We start from the raw sequence: 16,628 nt of genomic DNA on the forward strand, positions 1-16,628 counted from the left end.
TACCTTCATCCTATCATACATGAAACCCTTAAGGAAGCAACGGCGCTCCCTGTTCCAAAAGTTTCAAATTAATTTCTGTATTATCGCTTCTCTCTGCGGTTATGCCCAGCCACTGTCACAAATGTCGTGTTGTGCTTAATCCGCTCCATAATCCGCTTTGCCTTTAATTCTTCTATTCCACCACGGTCTGAGTAGGAAAGGTGATCTTCAAGTTCATCATAGTCATAATTAGATGTAAATAATGTAGGCAGCTTCTCAAGCATTCTGTACTGCAGGATCGCTCCGAGCACATCATCTCTCACCCAGCTTGAAGTCGTTTCAGCTCCAATATCATCTAAGATCAATACTTGAGCCTTTTTAATCGTATCGAGCTTTTCTTGAAAGGTCCCATCCCCAAGAGACTGCTTCATCTCACGAAAGAAATCAGGGGTATAAACCGTATACGATTCAATCCCCCGGTCGAATAATTCATTTGCTACAGCACCCATTAAATACGTTTTTCCTACACCGAATTTCCCGTAAAAGTATAAACCTCCACCGTCCTCACCCGGATTTGCCTTTAACGCAAACTCAAGCGCTGCCGCTCCCGCTTCTCCTCTCTCGCCGTCCATATCAATCTCCTCAAAACGAGCAGATAAGATATCTTTAGGAATATAAAGGGACTTCATGAGCTGACTTTGTTCTTTCTGCTTTTTCTCCTGTACTTTTAGGGCACAAGGAAGATAATGAAGCTCTAAGTGCCCCCGCTCAATTGATAAAGAGGGCTGATACCCCTTCATCATGTTAGGACACTCTTTAAGCCCGGGACAGTTTGCACAAGCTCTGCGCTCTTTTTTAAATTCATAAAGCTTAACCATTCCGCTATCGATCATCTCATTTGTCACGGAATCTTTATTCTCTCTAATAAATGCCTTAATATAGGGGTCAGTTAGAAGCTCTTCTCTTTGTTTATCTAAACGTTCTTTTAATCCTGTGCTTTTGGCCCATTGTTTAAGCGTTGATTGAATGGATTTCATTATCAGCTTTCTCCTTTCTCCCTTTTTCGTGCCCTAAGCTCTTCCATCATCTTCTCAAAACGCTTTTGGGCATCTGTCGTCTCTTTACCCGCTCCATTAGAAAGGTTTTCTGATGATGGACCGCTTTTTGCACCTTCACTCTCGTCCTCTTGCTTATTTTTATTCTGCTGCGTACCTTTATTCTTTTCTTTTTCTTTTTCTTCTATCAGCCATTTAGGTAAACGATCGCGTCTTGTAGTCTTCCTTGTACCTTGACTTCTTTTTGCAGCTGGAGTACTCTGGCCTTTTTCTTTTGCTAATGCCTTTTTCTCTTGTTCTTCTCTCGCTAAAAGCATAGCATCTTTCACTTTTTGGATCTTCTTTCGTGCCCAGTGAGCAGCGATCTTATCAATGAATGCTTTTTGCAGCTTCATATCATGCTGATACAACACATAGTCAATTAAGACATTCGCTACACCAGGAAGTAAATGATAATCAATGAGCAATGATTCTACAATTTTCGCATCAGCTGGCGCGACATACGCCCCGTCTGACCTGATTTCTAGTAAGGTTAACGGCGGTATTGTTTCATAAAATTTAATAATTTTTTCTTCTTCTGTTTCAGGTTCCTTTTCACGCATCGTCTGATGCTCTGCAGGATGCGTCCTTAATCCAAGCGCAGGAGGCTCTGAACTATGTTCGATCTTGTACCATTCTTGAGCTTTTTTCCGCAAGACATCAAGGTCTACTTCATCATCATGCAAAACAGCCTGGCCTACAATGCGGCTCATCTCAAGAGGCTTGATCCGATACACAAATGCCAGTTTAAGAATGGCATTTTTCACTCCTTCCGTAAGAAGGCGCTCTGGAACGAGGAAGCTTGATAAGTCTTTTTTCATTAGTTCAAAGTCAAATTCATCCTCACTAAATAATAAAGAATCGCTTTCCTCCCCTAACAATTCCATCTCCCCGCTAAACTTCATAGCATCTGATGTTTCAGATTGAAGGTTTGAGACAATTTCTGAATGATGTAGAGAGGTAAACACCTCATCAAAGGAATGAGTTAATTCTGTATACGTTTCTTCTTTCACAACTTCAACAGCAAAACGATCTCTCATTTGTCTGTACTTTTGTTTGCCTAAACGATTTAATAAATAAACACTAAGCACATCATTTTCAAAAAACTGCTTAGGATTCATAGGTTTTTGTAATTCATATAAATAAGAAGAGCCTTCCTCTGTTGTTTCTTTAAATGTTCTTATTAACCCTATAGCTTCTAGCTTTTTCCGCTCTTCAAAAATCGTTTGGAGAGGAATATTCATCATGAGCATCAGCTGTCTGTGAGGTTGACGTTCACTCCAGTATTGATCTCTTTCTAACTGAGCCCAAAATGTCATATATAAACTATGAGCTACTGCTCCAACCAGCGGCTGATACAATAATGTCATTACTTTTTGATCCAGGTCCGTCAAATAATCTGAAACACGTACTGTAAAAGGATCAACAGGAAGCAGTTCCTTCCAATGCCAGCTCATATTTATTCCTCCCTTCCTAAAAAAATCATGAGTAAAAAAGAGCTTATAGCGCAACAACACTACAGCTCTTTGATCTTTAACCTTTATTCATTAATTCGGTCAATTCTTTTATAAAAACATTGATATCTTTAAATTGACGATAAACCGAAGCAAAACGCACATAAGCTACATCATCAATTGTTGCGAGTCTCTCCATCACTAACTCGCCTACATCTTGACTGTTGACTTCATTTTTGCCTCTGCCTCGAAGTTCCCGCTCCACTTCGTTAACAATCTGCTCTAACGTCTCAAGAGGTACTGGACGCTTCTCACATGCACGAATAAGGCCACGCAATATTTTATCACGATTAAATTCTTGGCGTGTGCCATCTTTTTTTACTACAATTAAAGGAACTTCTTCAACCATTTCAAATGTTGTAAAACGATTGCTGCATGATTCGCACTCTCGTCTTCTTCGAATTGAACGTCCCTCGTGGCTTGGTCTTGAGTCAAGCACCCTTGTTCCATTATATTGACAAGCTGGACACCGCATGTAATCATCTCCACTTACTGTACCCTAACACGTGTCACCTACACCGATACAGTCTGGTTCTTAACTCTATCATATAAAAAAAGAAGGTATCTGACAAGCCAAGCTAATGAATTTGCCTTATTCTCTACACAAATTCATCTGCCATTCCGGTACCTAAATACGGCAGTTCCTTATCTAATTTCTCATAAATAGCCACAACGATCTTTTTACTTTTTCCAAAATCACTTGGGAGGCTTGTACCGCTTGAACAAGAAATATCAATAGCCGTTCGGTAAGGCTTTACCGTTACGATAGTGGCGACTAGAAGGGACTGTCCACCTTTTTGGGGCTCGGCAATCACTTCTCCTCGGCCGGTTTCTGCCTCTTTGATTTTCCATCCGGATGAAGAAAGTACAGATTCAACTGCATGCATGGCTTTATCTTTAGAAGTTTTATAGTAACGAGTTCTTAACCGTTCATCATAATGAGATTCAGCTGTTTCAGTATGATTATTAATAAATTGACCAATAAACTGACGAATAGACATTATATTCACCTAACTTTTCTTTTTCTTTCATTAATCATACCACACTCATCTAAGCAAATCAGTTTCAGTATACACAAAAAAGAGGAGCATCTATGCCCCTCTTTTTATGTGCGCAAACTAACCTGCGCCAAATGTTCTCTTTATGTTAGAACGCATTTACTGTTGTTTTTTCTACTTTGACTGGTCCCATTCCTCTTGGTACTTCAATCACTTCACTTGTACTAGCACCAAGCGCTTCAGCAATATAATTAGATGCTACATTAGGATCAATACGATCTCCACATGTATAGACATCAATACTTGCATATCCATGTTCTGGGAAGCTGTGAATCGTTAAATGAGACTCTGAAATGATGACTACGCCGCTAACACCATGTGGTGCAAATTTGTGAAATGCTACTTCACGTACTTCTGCACCTGCTTTAAGTGCAGCATCTACAAATGTTTGTTCGATAAAACTCATATTATTCAACTTCTCAATATTACATCCCCAAAGTTCTGCAATAACGTGACGACCCATAGTGTCCATAAGTTGAATCCCCCTTCACAAAAAATTCATGCCTTCTCAAGCATGTAGGATCGTTCAGTTACACGGGGGAAAGTTAGTCCAAAGAGGTCCTAACCCTTTCTGCAAGTAAACGCATCCTGGTTTGCTTTAATTGAAGTTCACGAAAATCAGTATACTTGTTTTATAAATTGAATGCAACCAATCCTTGTCATTTTTTTAAAAGAAATTTTTGCTACATTTTTTAATGTGCAGTGAAACAATAACCAGGATTTGTGCAAACATAGGTATACATTCATTTCATGAGCACTTCTCTTTTGTTAGGGTAACCAAACAGGACATTGCTATGAGCTTATATACGATAAAGCAATCGTACAAACGTTAAAATCAGCTCACATGAGTAGGTTCAGCTATTTTTTTTGCCACAAGATTCATGAGATCGACTACGCGGCAAGAGTATCCCCATTCGTTATCATACCAAGCAAGAACCTTCACTTGACGATCGCTCATCACCATTGTTGATAAACCGTCAATTACAGATGATTGCTCTTCACCGTTAAAATCAATGGAAACAAGCGGTTCGTCAGAGAAACCTAAAATACCTTTAAGTGATCCTTCTGCAGCCATCTTAAGAGCAGTATTCACTTCTTCTTGAGTCACGTCCTTTTTCACTTGAACTACTAAGTCCACTAAAGACACGTTAGGTGTAGGAACACGTAATGCCATCCCGTTTAATTTGCCTTCAAGCTGCGGAAGAACTTTAGCAATTGCTTTTGCAGCCCCTGTTGAAGTAGGAATAATTGATTGTCCGCATGCACGAGCGCGGCGAAGGTCTTTGTGCGGATTATCAATATTCTTTTGATCATTTGTATAAGCGTGTACCGTTGTCATTAAACCGCTTTCAATTCCAAACGTCTCATCAATAACCTTTGCAACAGGTGCAAGGCAGTTTGTTGTACATGATGCGTTAGAAATAATATGGTGATTACCTGGGTCATATTCATGATCATTTACACCCATCACAATCGTTACATCTTCATCTTTTGCTGGAGCTGTGATTAATACTTTCTTTGCACCAGCTTCAATATGGTATCCAGCCGTTTCTTGTGTTTTAAATTTACCAGTAGCTTCAATAACAATGTCTACTCCAAGCTTTGCCCATGGCAGCTCACGAGGGTCACGTGAATGAAGCAGTTGGACTACTTTTCCATCAACTACAATCGTATCGTCTTTCGCTTCTACAGGAAGAGTGTATGTTCCATGGATACTGTCATATTTAATTAAGTGAGCAAGTGTTTCTGCCGGGTAGCTCGCATTAATCGCAACAACCTCCACTTCATCCTCAAGCATTGCTTTACGAAATACCATACGGCCAATACGACCAAATCCATTGATGGCAACTTTAACCTTCATTAGAATTCCCCTCTCCAAATATATGTTATACTCAATATTGTTTTTATGTTAATTAGTATATCATATATACCATAAAAGGACGATTACTTTTTGAAAAAAACTGTGGAAAATGTGTGTCTGACTATAAAAAGAACCCTTCTAACTGATTAGAAGGGTTCTTTTGACCAATGTTGTATCACATTTTGTAATTGTTGAAAGGTTTCTTCAAGTGACCCGCTGTTATCTATAATGTAATCTGCACGCGATTTTTTATCCTCTAATGGCAGCTGCGAGGCGATTCTTGCTTTTGCATCTTCACTTCCTGCCTGGTCTCTGTCTAGCAAACGGTTCAGTTGTGTTTGTTTATCAACATACACAAGCATCACCCGATCAACAAGATGAAACAAGTTACTCTCAAATAAAAGCGGAATATCAAAAATAATTGTCTCGTGACCTTCGGCTTCATACCTGCCTTTTTGGGCAAGCATTTCACGCCGAACCGCAGGATGAACAATTTGATTTAATTCCGACCGCTTTTTCTCATCCTTAAATATTATAGAACCTAGCTTTTTGCGATTAATCGTGCCATCTTCAAATAATATCTCACGTCCAAACTGCCCTACAATCGCTTCGTAAGCACCCATGCCTGGCTCTACCACATCTCTTGCAATTTTATCCGCGTCAATTATGGGATAACCGTGTTCACTCAGCCAGTTGGAAACGGTAGATTTCCCGCTGGCAATACCCCCTGTTAATCCAATCAGCATATCCGTACCCTTTCTTCCTTACAGACTTAAAATTCCTAAAACAATTAAAAGCAACCCAGGAATAAATGAAAATTTCTTCATCATGCGCGACTCTGAAAAACGGAATCCGCTCTTCATGCCGAGCGTGACAAATAAAGCACTCATTAAGGCCACACTTACAGCCATTGGAATCGGAGAAAAACCAATTAAAGCCGCTCCTATCCCCGCCCCAAACGCATCAAGGGACAGAGCAATCCCAAGCAACACGGCTTCACGGCCAGTAATGGTACCGGAATTGTCAATATCAGCAACCATCGGCTTTCTCAGTATTCGAATAACGACACCAAACATTTTAATTTCAAAGTTCATAATGATCTCATCTTCTTTTGTTTTCTCGGAAGCTTTTGCCGGCCTGAACACTTGATACATGGCCCAAGCTCCAATCAAGATCAAGATCATCCCGCCGATAGAGCCCGCGACCTCAGCTGGCAGAACTCGCTGGATTACACTTCCAAATGCCATAGCTAGTAAAATGGAGGTTGCAGAGCAGCAAGCAATAAAAAGTAAAGATTTGAATGGCAGTTTCATTTTCCTAAGTCCATACGTTAACCCTACACCGAAACTATCTAAGCTCACAGCAAGTGCGAGCGCAAGTAATGAAAGAATCTCAACCATCGTGATAAGCTCCTCCCACCTAGACGATACGATAGTATATGGCAAAAGCCTATCCGATGTACGTTACAATTGGCAATTTGGACAAAAATGAGTGCCTCGGCCTCCCACAACGGTCTTTAAAATGTCCGTACCACACTGACGGCAAGGTTCGTTTTTTCTTCCGTACACACCTAATTTCTGTTGAAACATTCCCATTTCACCTTGACCATTCACATAGGACTTAATCGAGCTTCCTCCCATTTCAACTGCTTCTTCTAAAGTGGAAACAATCGCCTTATGCAATACAGCCATTTCCTCTTTGCTTAAAGAATGTGCTAATCTCTCAGGATGAATACGAGCTCTAAATAATGCTTCATCGACATAGATGTTTCCAAGCCCTACCACCGTTTTTTGGTCTAGGAGAGCAACCTTTATTTTCCGATTGGTTTTCTGAAATGCGTTCATTAAAAGCTCTGAGGTAAATTGCTCAGAAAATGGCTCTACCCCTAAATGAGCTAAAGGCAGGACCTTCTCTTCTGAGCCTTTTGGAAATAGATGCATCGTGCCAAACTTCCTCACATCCTGATACCTTAGCTCTTCCCCATCTGTAAAATGGAAAATAACATGAGTATGAGGAGGCAGCGGCTCTTCTTTTTCATATAGACCATAACGACCTTCCATTCGAAGGTGAGAAACCATTACGATATCATCGAACTCAAAAAGTAAAAACTTCCCTCTTCTTCGTATGCTCCGAATCGTTTGATTCATAAGAAGTGTTTCAAACTCCAAAACATCCGCCGGCTCTTTAATTATATTTGCCCACTTAACGGTTATTCCGGCTATCGTTTTACCGATCACTAATTCTGTTAACGTCCGTTTGACCGTTTCAACTTCAGGTAATTCAGGCATGTTGTCCTCTCTCCTTACTTCGCATCATACCAAGTATCACCGGCTGATATATCAACTTTTAGGGGAACAGCCAGCTCTACTGCATTCTCCATCACTTCAGGAACTATTTTCATCATCTCGTCCACCTCTTCAGGCGGCACTTCAAATATTAGTTCATCATGCACTTGCAAAAGCAGTCTGCTCTTTAGGTTTGCCTCTTCTAAACGAAGAGCCATCTCGACCATGGCTTTTTTAATGATATCTGCTGCGGTTCCTTGAATAGGTGTATTCATTGCGGTTCGCTCAGCAAAGCTGCGCTGATTGAAATTACGGCTTGTTAATTCAGGGAGATAACGGCGTCTGTTAAGCAATGTAGATACATAACCATTTTCTCTCGCCTCTTCTATAATTCGTTCCATATATTCTGCTACATTCGGATAACTCGCTAAATAACGCTCAATAAATTTTGCTGCTTCCTTACGAGTAATCCCCAGGCTTTGTGATAGTCCATAATCACTAATTCCATATACAATTCCGAAGTTAACTGCTTTAGCACTTCTGCGCATCATTGAAGTAACATCTTCTTCACTTACATGGAATACATCCATGGCCGTTTTCGTATGAACATCCATATCTTCTTTAAAGGCAGTAATCAGCTTTTCATCCTGTGCGATATGTGCAAGCACCCGCAATTCAATTTGCGAATAATCGGCAGCAAGGATCTTCCAGCCTTCCTCAGACGGAATAAACGCTTTTCTAATTTTTCGGCCTTCCTCTAAACGGATCGGGATATTTTGTAAGTTCGGGTCCGTAGAGCTTAATCTGCCTGTTTGTGTCAGTGCTTGATTAAATCGCGTATGAATTTTAGACGTACCCTTATGTGTCACTTTAACTAGTCCTTCAATGTAGGTCGAGTTAAGTTTGCCAAGCTGACGGTAATGAAGGATATGACGAATGATTTCATGGTCTTCAGCAAGCTTCTCAAGAACATCAGCCGAAGTAGAATAGCCTGTTTTTGTTTTCTTAATGACCGGCAGACCGAGCTTCTCAAACAGCACTTCCCCTAGCTGCTTAGGGGAGTTAATATTAAAGGACACCCCAGCATGCTCATGAATATGTTTTTCAAGCTCCGCTAACCTGCTTGCTAGATCTTCACCCATTGCTTTTAATTGGTCGATATCAACTTTTACACCTTCTGTTTCCATGCGCCCAAGCACGACCGATAAAGGCATTTCTAAGTCTTTAAACAGCTCAAATTGTTCATTTTTCTTCAGTTCTTCTTCCATCCGCTCTTTCAGTTCATAAATGACATTAGCTTTTCTCACTAAATGTTCAGCCAACACGTCTGTCTCAGGCACTTTTCGTTTAGCACCTTTTCCATACACCGCTTCATCCGCTTGAATACTTTTGGCTCCTTTTCGAGTCGCAATGTCACTTAGGTCATGAGATGAATGAGACGGATCAAGCAGATAAGACGCCATCAGCAAGTCAAAATCAACTCCATCTAACAGCACATCTTTCCACCCTAAAACGACCACACCACGTTTGGCATCTAGCAGCCACTTTTTCTTGGTTTCATCTTTTGCCCACTCAACAAACAAATCAGAACGAAGAGCCGTTTCTGTCGGGATAAAGTACCGGCCTTTCTCATGTACAAGAGCAAACCCTGCAATATCTGCTTGATGATAATTTTCATCCAATACTTCTACAACCATAGCAGCTGGCGTTGCGAGATGTTCTTCTTTTACCTCTTCCACTACATCAAAAGATAATTCCTCTAACTCCTTCTCTGCAGCACTCACGCCTGTATCAAATTGATCCACTAACGATTTAAATTCCAACTCTTTAAAGAGCGACACGACTTTTTCTTCATCGTATTCACCAAACTTAAGTTCGTCTAAGGTAAGGTTATACGGAACTTCTGTAAAAATGGTCGCAAGCTCTTTACTCATCAATGCTTGTTCTTTATTTTCCGAAAGTTTTTCTTTAAGCTTTTTGCCAGAAACGTCATCAACAGAATCTAACACGTTCTCAATCGTTCCAAACTGTTTCAGTAATTTAAGCGCAGTCTTCTCACCGACTCCAGGCACTCCAGGGATATTATCTGAACTATCTCCCATCAGTCCTTTCATATCAATGATTTGATGCGGCTTAATACCATATTTTTCATCAATCAACGCTTCATCATATGACTCGACATTCGTAATTCCTTTTTTAGTGAGGACCACTGTGACGTAATCCGAGACTAACTGCAGCAAGTCTTTATCACCAGAAACAACTTTCACTTCCCACTTTTCTTTTTCTGCTTCCTTACTAAGAGTACCGATAATATCATCTGCTTCATAATTATCAAGCTCGAACCTTTTAATATTAAAAGCATCTAATAACTCACGAATTAAAGGAAACTGCTCAGAGAGTTCCGGCGGAGTCTTTTGACGTCCTCCTTTATATTCTTCATATGTTTTATGACGAAACGTCGTTTTACCAGCGTCAAATGCAACAAGCATATGAGTCGGTTTTTCTTCTTGGATAATTTTTAACAGCATCGTAGTAAATCCATACACAGCATTTGTATAAACGCCTTTATCGTTATTAAGCAGCGGCAAGGCAAAAAATGCACGATATGCAATACTATTTCCATCAATTAATATGAGCTTCTTCAACGAATCGGCTCCTTTCTACACGTTTATTCTTGTCTTTAATTGTAGCATAACGGCTAACGAAAAAGAAAAGTCTCGCATATGCGAGACTTCCTTTTATGAATAATCCTGTTTAATCGATATATCCCATTAGAATACGAGCATACGGAGAGTCAGCAGGTAAGACAATGACTGTTTCTTCACCAATTGTCTGCTCATAAGATTGAAGTGTGCGGTACAACTGATAAAAATCAGGGTCACGTCCGAACGCGTCATTGTAAATAGACGCAGCTTCTTCCTCCCCTTCACCTTCAATCACACGCGCATCGGCTGTTGCGGTTGCAACAATTTCTTGTACTTCTCGATCAGTATTCGCTTTAATACGGTTTGCTTCCGCGTCACCTTGAGACAAGTAGTCCTGTGCTGTCGATTGACGCTCTGAAATCATCCGACGATAGACAGCCTCTTCATTTTCCTCTGGTAAATCCGTGCGCTTCATTCGAACATCAGTCAAGATAATGCCGTAATTACTGCGTTCTAACGCTTCGTTTACTCGTTCACGAACCATTTCATTAAAACTTCCTCTAGAAGATTTTTCTTCATTAATAATCTCATCAAAATTCAGCTGTCCTAACTCTGCACGGATGGCTGAGAAAATAATTTCACCCATGATCGCTTCCGCACGCTCAATCGTTGCAGCATTAGAAATCATTAATTGCGGGTCTTCTATCCGCCATAATGCATAATGGTCGGCAAGCATTCTCTTTTTATCTAATGTATTAATCTCAGCAGGCGGAATATCATAGATCATTTGATATTTTGGAAGAGTGGTAACGGATTGAATGAAAGGCAGTTTATAATTTAACCCTGGTTCATCTACCACACGCACGACTTCACCAAATTGGCGGACAACTTTATATTCACCTTGTTCTACAATAAACAAATTACTAATAATTGTAGCTAAAATCGTAATTAATATAATGGCTACAGCAATCAACTTCACATATTTACGCCACTCGTCACTAGGACGACGTTCATTTAAATCGACAATGTTCTCGTCACTCATTAGTTACTTCCCCCCTCTGCAGCCTCAGGACGACGCTCAAGCGGTCTAATCGGCAAATAATTAACCGTATCATTGTTGCTGTCCATAATATAAATCTCTGTATTCGGAAGAACTCGATCAAGTGTTTCTAATACTAAACGCTGTCTCGTTACTTCTGGATTGACGACATATTCACTGTATAAAGAGTCAAATAAAGCAGCATCCCCGCGGGCACGCTCAATCCGCTCTGCTTTTGTCCCTTCTGCACGAGAAATAATGGCATCCTTTTCCCCTTCAGCTTCATTTATTTGCTGATTTCTGTATTTGTTTGCTTCATTAATTTTAGTTAAACGTTCCTCACGAGCATCTGTTACATCTGTAAACGCACGACGAACTTCTTCAGTCGGCAGCTCAACGTCTTGTAGTTTTACATCTTGAATACTAATGCCAATCTCATACATCTCAAGCAACTCTACCAAATTCTCAAATACTTTTGCTTCAATCTCCGGGCGTTGGTCAGTAAGAGCTTCATCAATGCCAGAACTTCCAATCACGCCGCGCAGTGCTGCTGAGGTTGCGCTGTACAATACAGTTCTAGCATCCTCAGTGCTGTATAAATATTGCTCAGGATCTGTGATTCTCCATTGAACAGCAAGATCAGCAAAAAGGATATTCTCATCCCCTGTGATCATTTTTGCTTCATTCGTAAATTCAACCACTTCACCATCCTGCTCACTGTATCCTACTTGCAGATTGTATGTACCTCTAGATAAAATCTCTACTCGCTGAATCGGCCAAGGCATCTTAAATTTCAAGCCTGGTTCTGTGACTGTTTCGTCAACCTTTCCAAATGTAATTAATGCGGCTTGCTCTGATTCATCGACAATATACCAGCCTGTTGCAAGAAATAAAGCAAGAATGGCTATACCGATCAAGGAGACAAACCCAACAACTAACTGTTTGATTGTCATACGTAATCCCCCTCTTTTATCATTAGTACTTTATACGAGATGACTTTCCAAAAAGATTCAAATCCTATGAAAAAAGAACGATAGATTTTATACGATTGATTCTATAATGTTAGAAAATCCCTTACTATTATAGTATAGATTCTCTCTAACATGCAGGAAAAATTGTAAATATTGATAAAATGTTGGTGAATTTTGTACGTTTAGGAGGATGTACAGGAATGGGAAAAGACGAAAGCTAAGGGGGTGCTTTCGTCTTTTTAAGGGGATGTAAATCAACGTGAACAAACATAGAGATGGGATGAGCACCTAACGTTTGCCCTTATTGATGAAACCGTTCACTAATCATTGTAGATGATCTTCATTAAGCATTAATGAATAGAATGTAAATATATTGTAAAATTTTCTTTTTCTATTCTATCCCATGAAGCTAGGTTCTCACTGCTTCTCTTGATCTATCATCTGATCTTTCATAAAATGAATGGTGAACGTCGTTCCATGACCAAGCTCACTTTCAACTGAAAGCTTTCCGTTATGTGCTTCTACTAAATGTTTAACAATCGCAAGACCTAGACCTGTCCCTCCAGAGTTTCTGCTCCGTGCCCGATCTACGCGGTAAAACCTTTCAAATATTCGCGGCAGTTCACTTGATTCTATCCCAATTCCATTATCTGAAACAGTAAATAAGATTGATTGATGATCCTGTGTGACTGAGACATTAATTTCTCCATGGTTCGGAGTATAGGTTATCGCATTGCTGATTAAATTAATCGCCACTTGTTTCAGTCGTTCTGAGTCCCCGTCCATTTCTACTGAAGAGGCTGCATGCAGTGAAAGAGCAATTTCTTTTGCCTCAGCCTTTGGCCTTAATAACTCAACTGCATCTTGAACAATTTTTGTTAACTCAGCCCTACCCCAATTCAAACGAAAATAATGTTGTTCTAATTTTGAAAGCTCGAGTAAATCTTGAATCAAACTTTGCAGCCTTTCGCTCTCTTTATGGATAATCGTTAGAAACTTTTCCATATAAGCAGGATCAGCCATAGCGCCATCAAGCAGTGTTTCTGAAAATCCTTTGATTGAGGTAACCGGCGTCTTTAATTCATGTGATACATTTGCTACGAAGTCTTTTCGCACCTGCTCTAATTTTTTTAGTTCTGTTATATCATGGAGGACAAGTACAATTCCTTTTACCATACCCATTTCGCTCAAAATAGGAGCTGCCTGAATATCAAAGTGCTTTGTATCAATTCCGGTCACAAGTTGTATCTGTTCTCGATGTCTTTTTTCGGTTATAAATATTGTTTGCACAATTTTGATTAACTCTTTGGACTTGAATACTTCATGGTACAGCTGATTGAGCCACTTATCTGTATTTTCCTCAAAGATCTCGTGACATTTTTGGTTAATCAGCGAAATATCCCCTCTTGTATTGATGAAAATAAGTCCGCTACCCATATTGTTTATTAACGTCTCGAGTCTCTCTTGCTGCGCTTCGTGACGTTTTGTTATTTGTTCAAGATTATAAGCGAGAACATTCATAGAACGAGTCAGCTGTCCGACTTCATCCTGTTTCCCTTCAAATGTTCTCGCTTTAAAATTACCTTCTGCAAGTTCAATCGCTACTTCTGAAGCATTTTCAATTGGTCTGATCATTTCATTAGCTATACGGTACGTAATCGCACCAATTACAATAAACGCAACAGTAAAGCTGACAATGAGGATTGTCCAAATAGTTTCATTCAACTTAGCAATCGTCTGTGTCGCAAGACCAAGTCTTACATATCCAGATTGCTCAGCATCTACTTGATAAGGAACAGCATAATATAACAGCTCTTGTCCAATCGTATCACTGTACCGCATCTCTGTTCCATTTTTACCTTCACGGACTTCCCTGATTTCAGGCCGGTCTGCATGATTATCCATATCCTCTGGATCGGTTGCTGACTCCCCTAGAACAGTACCATCTGCTGCAATGATTGTGACCCGGGCATCGAGCCTTTCACTCATCCTGAGCGCCAGCTGCTGTTCATCAATCGCTTCTTCTGAATGAGATTCAATTGTAAAAGCAGCAAGCTCAGCTTCTTTCATTAGTCGATCTGTTAGATGATTTTCATATATATTTTTATATACTTGTCCAATCACTAATCCTAAGCTTGCCATCACAAGCAACGTAACGCTTAGGATCGCAAAGACAAGCCTGAATTTAAGCTTATGCATGAAGCTGCGGCTCTTCTAATTTATAGCCTAGGCCCCTCACTGTTTTAATGTACACTGGTTTTTTCGTGTTCGGTTCAATTTTTTCTCTCAGATGGCTGATATGAACATCCACTATTCTTGTATCACCCACAAACTCATAGTTCCATACTGCATTTAATAATTGGTCTCTCGTCAGCACCCTGCCCTTATGATTAGCTAAATAAAGAAATAGTTCAAATTCTTTTGGAGTCAGTTCTAACGCTTTTTTATGAACGAGAACTTCATAATTTTCAGGGAAAATCTCCACATCACCAATTTTTATGACACGGCCGTTTTCTTCATTATTAGCCGCCTCACTTGTCTCTGAGAGTTGAGCGGAACGTCTTAAGATCGCTCGGACTCTAGCCACTACTTCTCTTGGACTAAAGGGCTTCGTCATATAATCATCCGCCCCAAGCTCAAGTCCCAATACTTTATCGAACTCATCGTCTTTGGCTGTCAGCATGAGAATAGGCGTCATCTTTTTATTTTGTCTTAGCTGCTTACAAATATCTAAGCCATCAATTTTAGGTAACATTAAATCAAGTATCAACAGATCAAAAGGTTCATCCTTAGCAAGTGCTAATCCTTCTTCTCCATCTGATGCGACAGTCACTTCAAACCCTGACTGCTCTAAATTAAATTGCAATAGTGTTGCAATCGATTCTTCATCATCTACTACTAAAATTCTTTGTGCCATTTTGTTACCCTCCACACTCTACCTTATGTAGATCTTATATTAAACGGCTTCAAAAACGTCTTACTTATGTACTCATCCCTTTTCATAGTTAGTATACCAAAGTTCTTTCACATTTCATCATTCTTTTCTATTTTACTCGTTTAGTTTTTTCACTGGTTAAAAGGAATTGAGCAAATAAAAAAGCCTTATGAACATCAGGTCCATAAGGCATACTTCACTGTATCAATCGTTTGGCAGAGCCTGCATTACATTGCGAATAGACTCTACTGATTTTTCTAGAGCAGATTTTTCTTCATCTGTTAAATCAAGTTCAATTACTTTTTCAATACCGTCGCCGCCTAGAATCGTCGGCACACCGGCATATAAATCTTCATATCCATACTCGCCTTCAAGGTAAGCAATTGTAGGAATAACACGCTTCTTATCTTTTAAGATCGCCTCAACCATTTGAGCAAGTGAAGCTGCAGGTGCATAATACGCGCTGCCATTTCCTAATAAGCCAACGATTTCACCGCCGCCCTTACGTGTACGTTCAACAATCTCATCAATACGCTCTTTTGGAATCAATTTCTCTAACGGTACTCCTCCAGCTGCTGAGTAACGGATTAGAGGGACCATATCATCTCCGTGGCCGCCAAGAACAAAACCAGTAATATCTTCAACTGATAAATTTAATTCTTGTGCAACAAACGTGCGGAAACGAGCCGTATCCAGAACACCAGATTGACCGATTACACGGTTTTTAGGAAATCCTGATTCTTTATACACAGTATACGTCATAGCATCTGCTGGGTTCGTCAAAACGATAATATAGCAGTTTGGCGAGTGTTTGACTACTTCTTTCGTTACAGCTTTCATAATACCGGCATTAGTGCTGACTAAATCGTCACGGCTCATCCCTGGCTTACGAGCAATCCCAGCAGTGATCACGACAACATCTGAATCCTTCGTATCTTCATAGCTTGATGTGCCGATAATGTTTGAGTCCACACCTTGTACAGGCGTTGATTCAAGCATATCTAATGCTTTCCCTTTAGTCGGCCCCTCTAATTGAGGGATGTCCACTAATACAACATCGCCAAGCTCTTTTTGAGCGACCATTAATGCTGTAGTGGCGCCGGTAAAACCTGCACCGATAACTGAAATCTTTCTACGCTTAATTGCCATCTTCATCAACTCCCAGTTATGATAGTGAAACGATTTATTCCATAAATTAAGTTTATATCATTTTACCCTTAGATACAAAGAATTCAAAAAGCCCTAAA

General features: G+C 40.0%; 15 protein-coding genes. All 15 read right to left on the minus strand.

The window, feature by feature from the left end:
* Window positions 1-80: 80 nt before the first annotated feature.
* Window positions 81-1,016, minus strand: a complete 936-nt coding sequence (dnaI, locus tag BPOF4_RS14790) for a primosomal protein DnaI (protein WP_012960000.1) — start codon at window positions 1,014-1,016, stop codon at window positions 81-83.
* A 2-nt stretch (window positions 1,017-1,018) separates the two neighbouring features.
* A complete protein-coding gene (locus tag BPOF4_RS14795) occupies window positions 1,019-2,530 on the minus strand; it encodes a replication initiation and membrane attachment family protein (protein WP_012960001.1) in 1,512 nt (503 codons plus the stop codon).
* Window positions 2,531-2,606: 76 nt separating this feature from the next.
* Complete coding sequence (gene nrdR / locus BPOF4_RS14800; protein WP_012960002.1) at window positions 2,607-3,062, minus strand: transcriptional regulator NrdR; 456 nt, start codon at window positions 3,060-3,062, stop codon at window positions 2,607-2,609.
* Window positions 3,063-3,186: 124 nt separating this feature from the next.
* The gene (locus tag BPOF4_RS14805) at window positions 3,187-3,588 is read right to left on the minus strand and encodes a hypothetical protein (protein WP_012960003.1); all 402 of its coding nucleotides are present in this window, start codon (window positions 3,586-3,588) and stop codon (window positions 3,187-3,189) included.
* A gap of 145 nt (window positions 3,589-3,733) precedes the next feature.
* Window positions 3,734-4,117, minus strand: a complete 384-nt coding sequence (gene speD, locus BPOF4_RS14810; protein ID WP_012960004.1) for an adenosylmethionine decarboxylase — start codon at window positions 4,115-4,117, stop codon at window positions 3,734-3,736.
* Between the two features lie 363 nt (window positions 4,118-4,480).
* The gene (locus BPOF4_RS14815) at window positions 4,481-5,506 is read right to left on the minus strand and encodes a glyceraldehyde-3-phosphate dehydrogenase (RefSeq protein ID WP_012960005.1); all 1,026 of its coding nucleotides are present in this window, start codon (window positions 5,504-5,506) and stop codon (window positions 4,481-4,483) included.
* A 146-nt stretch (window positions 5,507-5,652) separates the two neighbouring features.
* Window positions 5,653-6,252, minus strand: a complete 600-nt coding sequence (coaE, locus tag BPOF4_RS14820) for a dephospho-CoA kinase (protein WP_012960006.1) — start codon at window positions 6,250-6,252, stop codon at window positions 5,653-5,655.
* A gap of 18 nt (window positions 6,253-6,270) precedes the next feature.
* A complete protein-coding gene (gene ytaF / locus BPOF4_RS14825) occupies window positions 6,271-6,906 on the minus strand; it encodes a sporulation membrane protein YtaF (protein WP_012960007.1) in 636 nt (211 codons plus the stop codon).
* A 63-nt stretch (window positions 6,907-6,969) separates the two neighbouring features.
* Entirely contained in the window at window positions 6,970-7,794 is an 825-nt protein-coding gene (gene mutM / locus BPOF4_RS14830; protein WP_012960008.1) for a DNA-formamidopyrimidine glycosylase, read from the minus strand.
* 14 nt (window positions 7,795-7,808) lie between these two features.
* Complete coding sequence (polA, locus tag BPOF4_RS14835; RefSeq protein ID WP_012960009.1) at window positions 7,809-10,436, minus strand: DNA polymerase I; 2,628 nt, start codon at window positions 10,434-10,436, stop codon at window positions 7,809-7,811.
* A gap of 109 nt (window positions 10,437-10,545) precedes the next feature.
* Window positions 10,546-11,478, minus strand: a complete 933-nt coding sequence (gene hflC, locus BPOF4_RS14840) for a protease modulator HflC (RefSeq protein WP_012960010.1) — start codon at window positions 11,476-11,478, stop codon at window positions 10,546-10,548.
* Window positions 11,478-12,428, minus strand: coding sequence for an FtsH protease activity modulator HflK (gene hflK / locus BPOF4_RS14845; RefSeq protein WP_012960011.1), 951 nt, complete (start codon window positions 12,426-12,428; stop codon window positions 11,478-11,480). The genes hflC and hflK overlap by 1 nt, the downstream gene beginning before the upstream one ends.
* A 435-nt stretch (window positions 12,429-12,863) precedes the next feature.
* Window positions 12,864-14,645 (minus strand): two-component system histidine kinase PnpS, encoded by a 1,782-nt coding sequence (pnpS, locus tag BPOF4_RS14850; RefSeq protein ID WP_012960012.1) that lies wholly within the window; start codon window positions 14,643-14,645, stop codon window positions 12,864-12,866.
* Window positions 14,638-15,363 (minus strand): response regulator transcription factor, encoded by a 726-nt coding sequence (locus tag BPOF4_RS14855; protein WP_012960013.1) that lies wholly within the window; start codon window positions 15,361-15,363, stop codon window positions 14,638-14,640. Before BPOF4_RS14855 ends, pnpS begins: the two co-directional genes overlap by 8 nt.
* A gap of 222 nt (window positions 15,364-15,585) precedes the next feature.
* On the minus strand, window positions 15,586-16,530 hold the full coding sequence (gene mdh / locus BPOF4_RS14860) for a malate dehydrogenase (RefSeq protein WP_012960014.1): 945 nt from the start codon (window positions 16,528-16,530) through the stop codon (window positions 15,586-15,588).
* Window positions 16,531-16,628: the final 98 nt, after the last annotated feature.

Origin of the sequence: Alkalihalophilus pseudofirmus OF4, assembly GCF_000005825.2 — a bacterium.
Classification (GTDB): domain Bacteria; phylum Bacillota; class Bacilli; order Bacillales; family Bacillaceae_D; genus Alkalihalophilus; species Alkalihalophilus pseudofirmus.

Excerpts from the sequence above, each read along its gene's own strand:
- dnaI (WP_012960000.1), bottom strand. The coding sequence starts at position 1,016 with ATGAAATCCATTCAATCAACGCTTAAACAATGGGCCAAAAGCACAGGA.
- BPOF4_RS14795 (WP_012960001.1), bottom strand. The coding sequence starts at position 2,530 with ATGAGCTGGCATTGGAAGGAACTGCTTCCTGTTGATCCTTTTACAGTA.
- nrdR (WP_012960002.1), bottom strand. The coding sequence starts at position 3,062 with ATGCGGTGTCCAGCTTGTCAATATAATGGAACAAGGGTGCTTGACTCA.
- BPOF4_RS14805 (WP_012960003.1), bottom strand. The coding sequence starts at position 3,588 with ATGTCTATTCGTCAGTTTATTGGTCAATTTATTAATAATCATACTGAA.
- speD (WP_012960004.1), bottom strand. The coding sequence starts at position 4,117 with ATGGACACTATGGGTCGTCACGTTATTGCAGAACTTTGGGGATGTAAT.
- BPOF4_RS14815 (WP_012960005.1), bottom strand. The coding sequence starts at position 5,506 with ATGAAGGTTAAAGTTGCCATCAATGGATTTGGTCGTATTGGCCGTATG.
- coaE (WP_012960006.1), bottom strand. The coding sequence starts at position 6,252 with ATGCTGATTGGATTAACAGGGGGTATTGCCAGCGGGAAATCTACCGTT.
- ytaF (WP_012960007.1), bottom strand. The coding sequence starts at position 6,906 with ATGGTTGAGATTCTTTCATTACTTGCGCTCGCACTTGCTGTGAGCTTA.
- mutM (WP_012960008.1), bottom strand. The coding sequence starts at position 7,794 with ATGCCTGAATTACCTGAAGTTGAAACGGTCAAACGGACGTTAACAGAA.
- hflC (WP_012960010.1), bottom strand. The coding sequence starts at position 11,478 with ATGAGTGACGAGAACATTGTCGATTTAAATGAACGTCGTCCTAGTGAC.
- hflK (WP_012960011.1), bottom strand. The coding sequence starts at position 12,428 with ATGACAATCAAACAGTTAGTTGTTGGGTTTGTCTCCTTGATCGGTATA.
- pnpS (WP_012960012.1), bottom strand. The coding sequence starts at position 14,645 with ATGCATAAGCTTAAATTCAGGCTTGTCTTTGCGATCCTAAGCGTTACG.
- BPOF4_RS14855 (WP_012960013.1), bottom strand. The coding sequence starts at position 15,363 with ATGGCACAAAGAATTTTAGTAGTAGATGATGAAGAATCGATTGCAACA.
- mdh (WP_012960014.1), bottom strand. The coding sequence starts at position 16,530 with ATGGCAATTAAGCGTAGAAAGATTTCAGTTATCGGTGCAGGTTTTACC.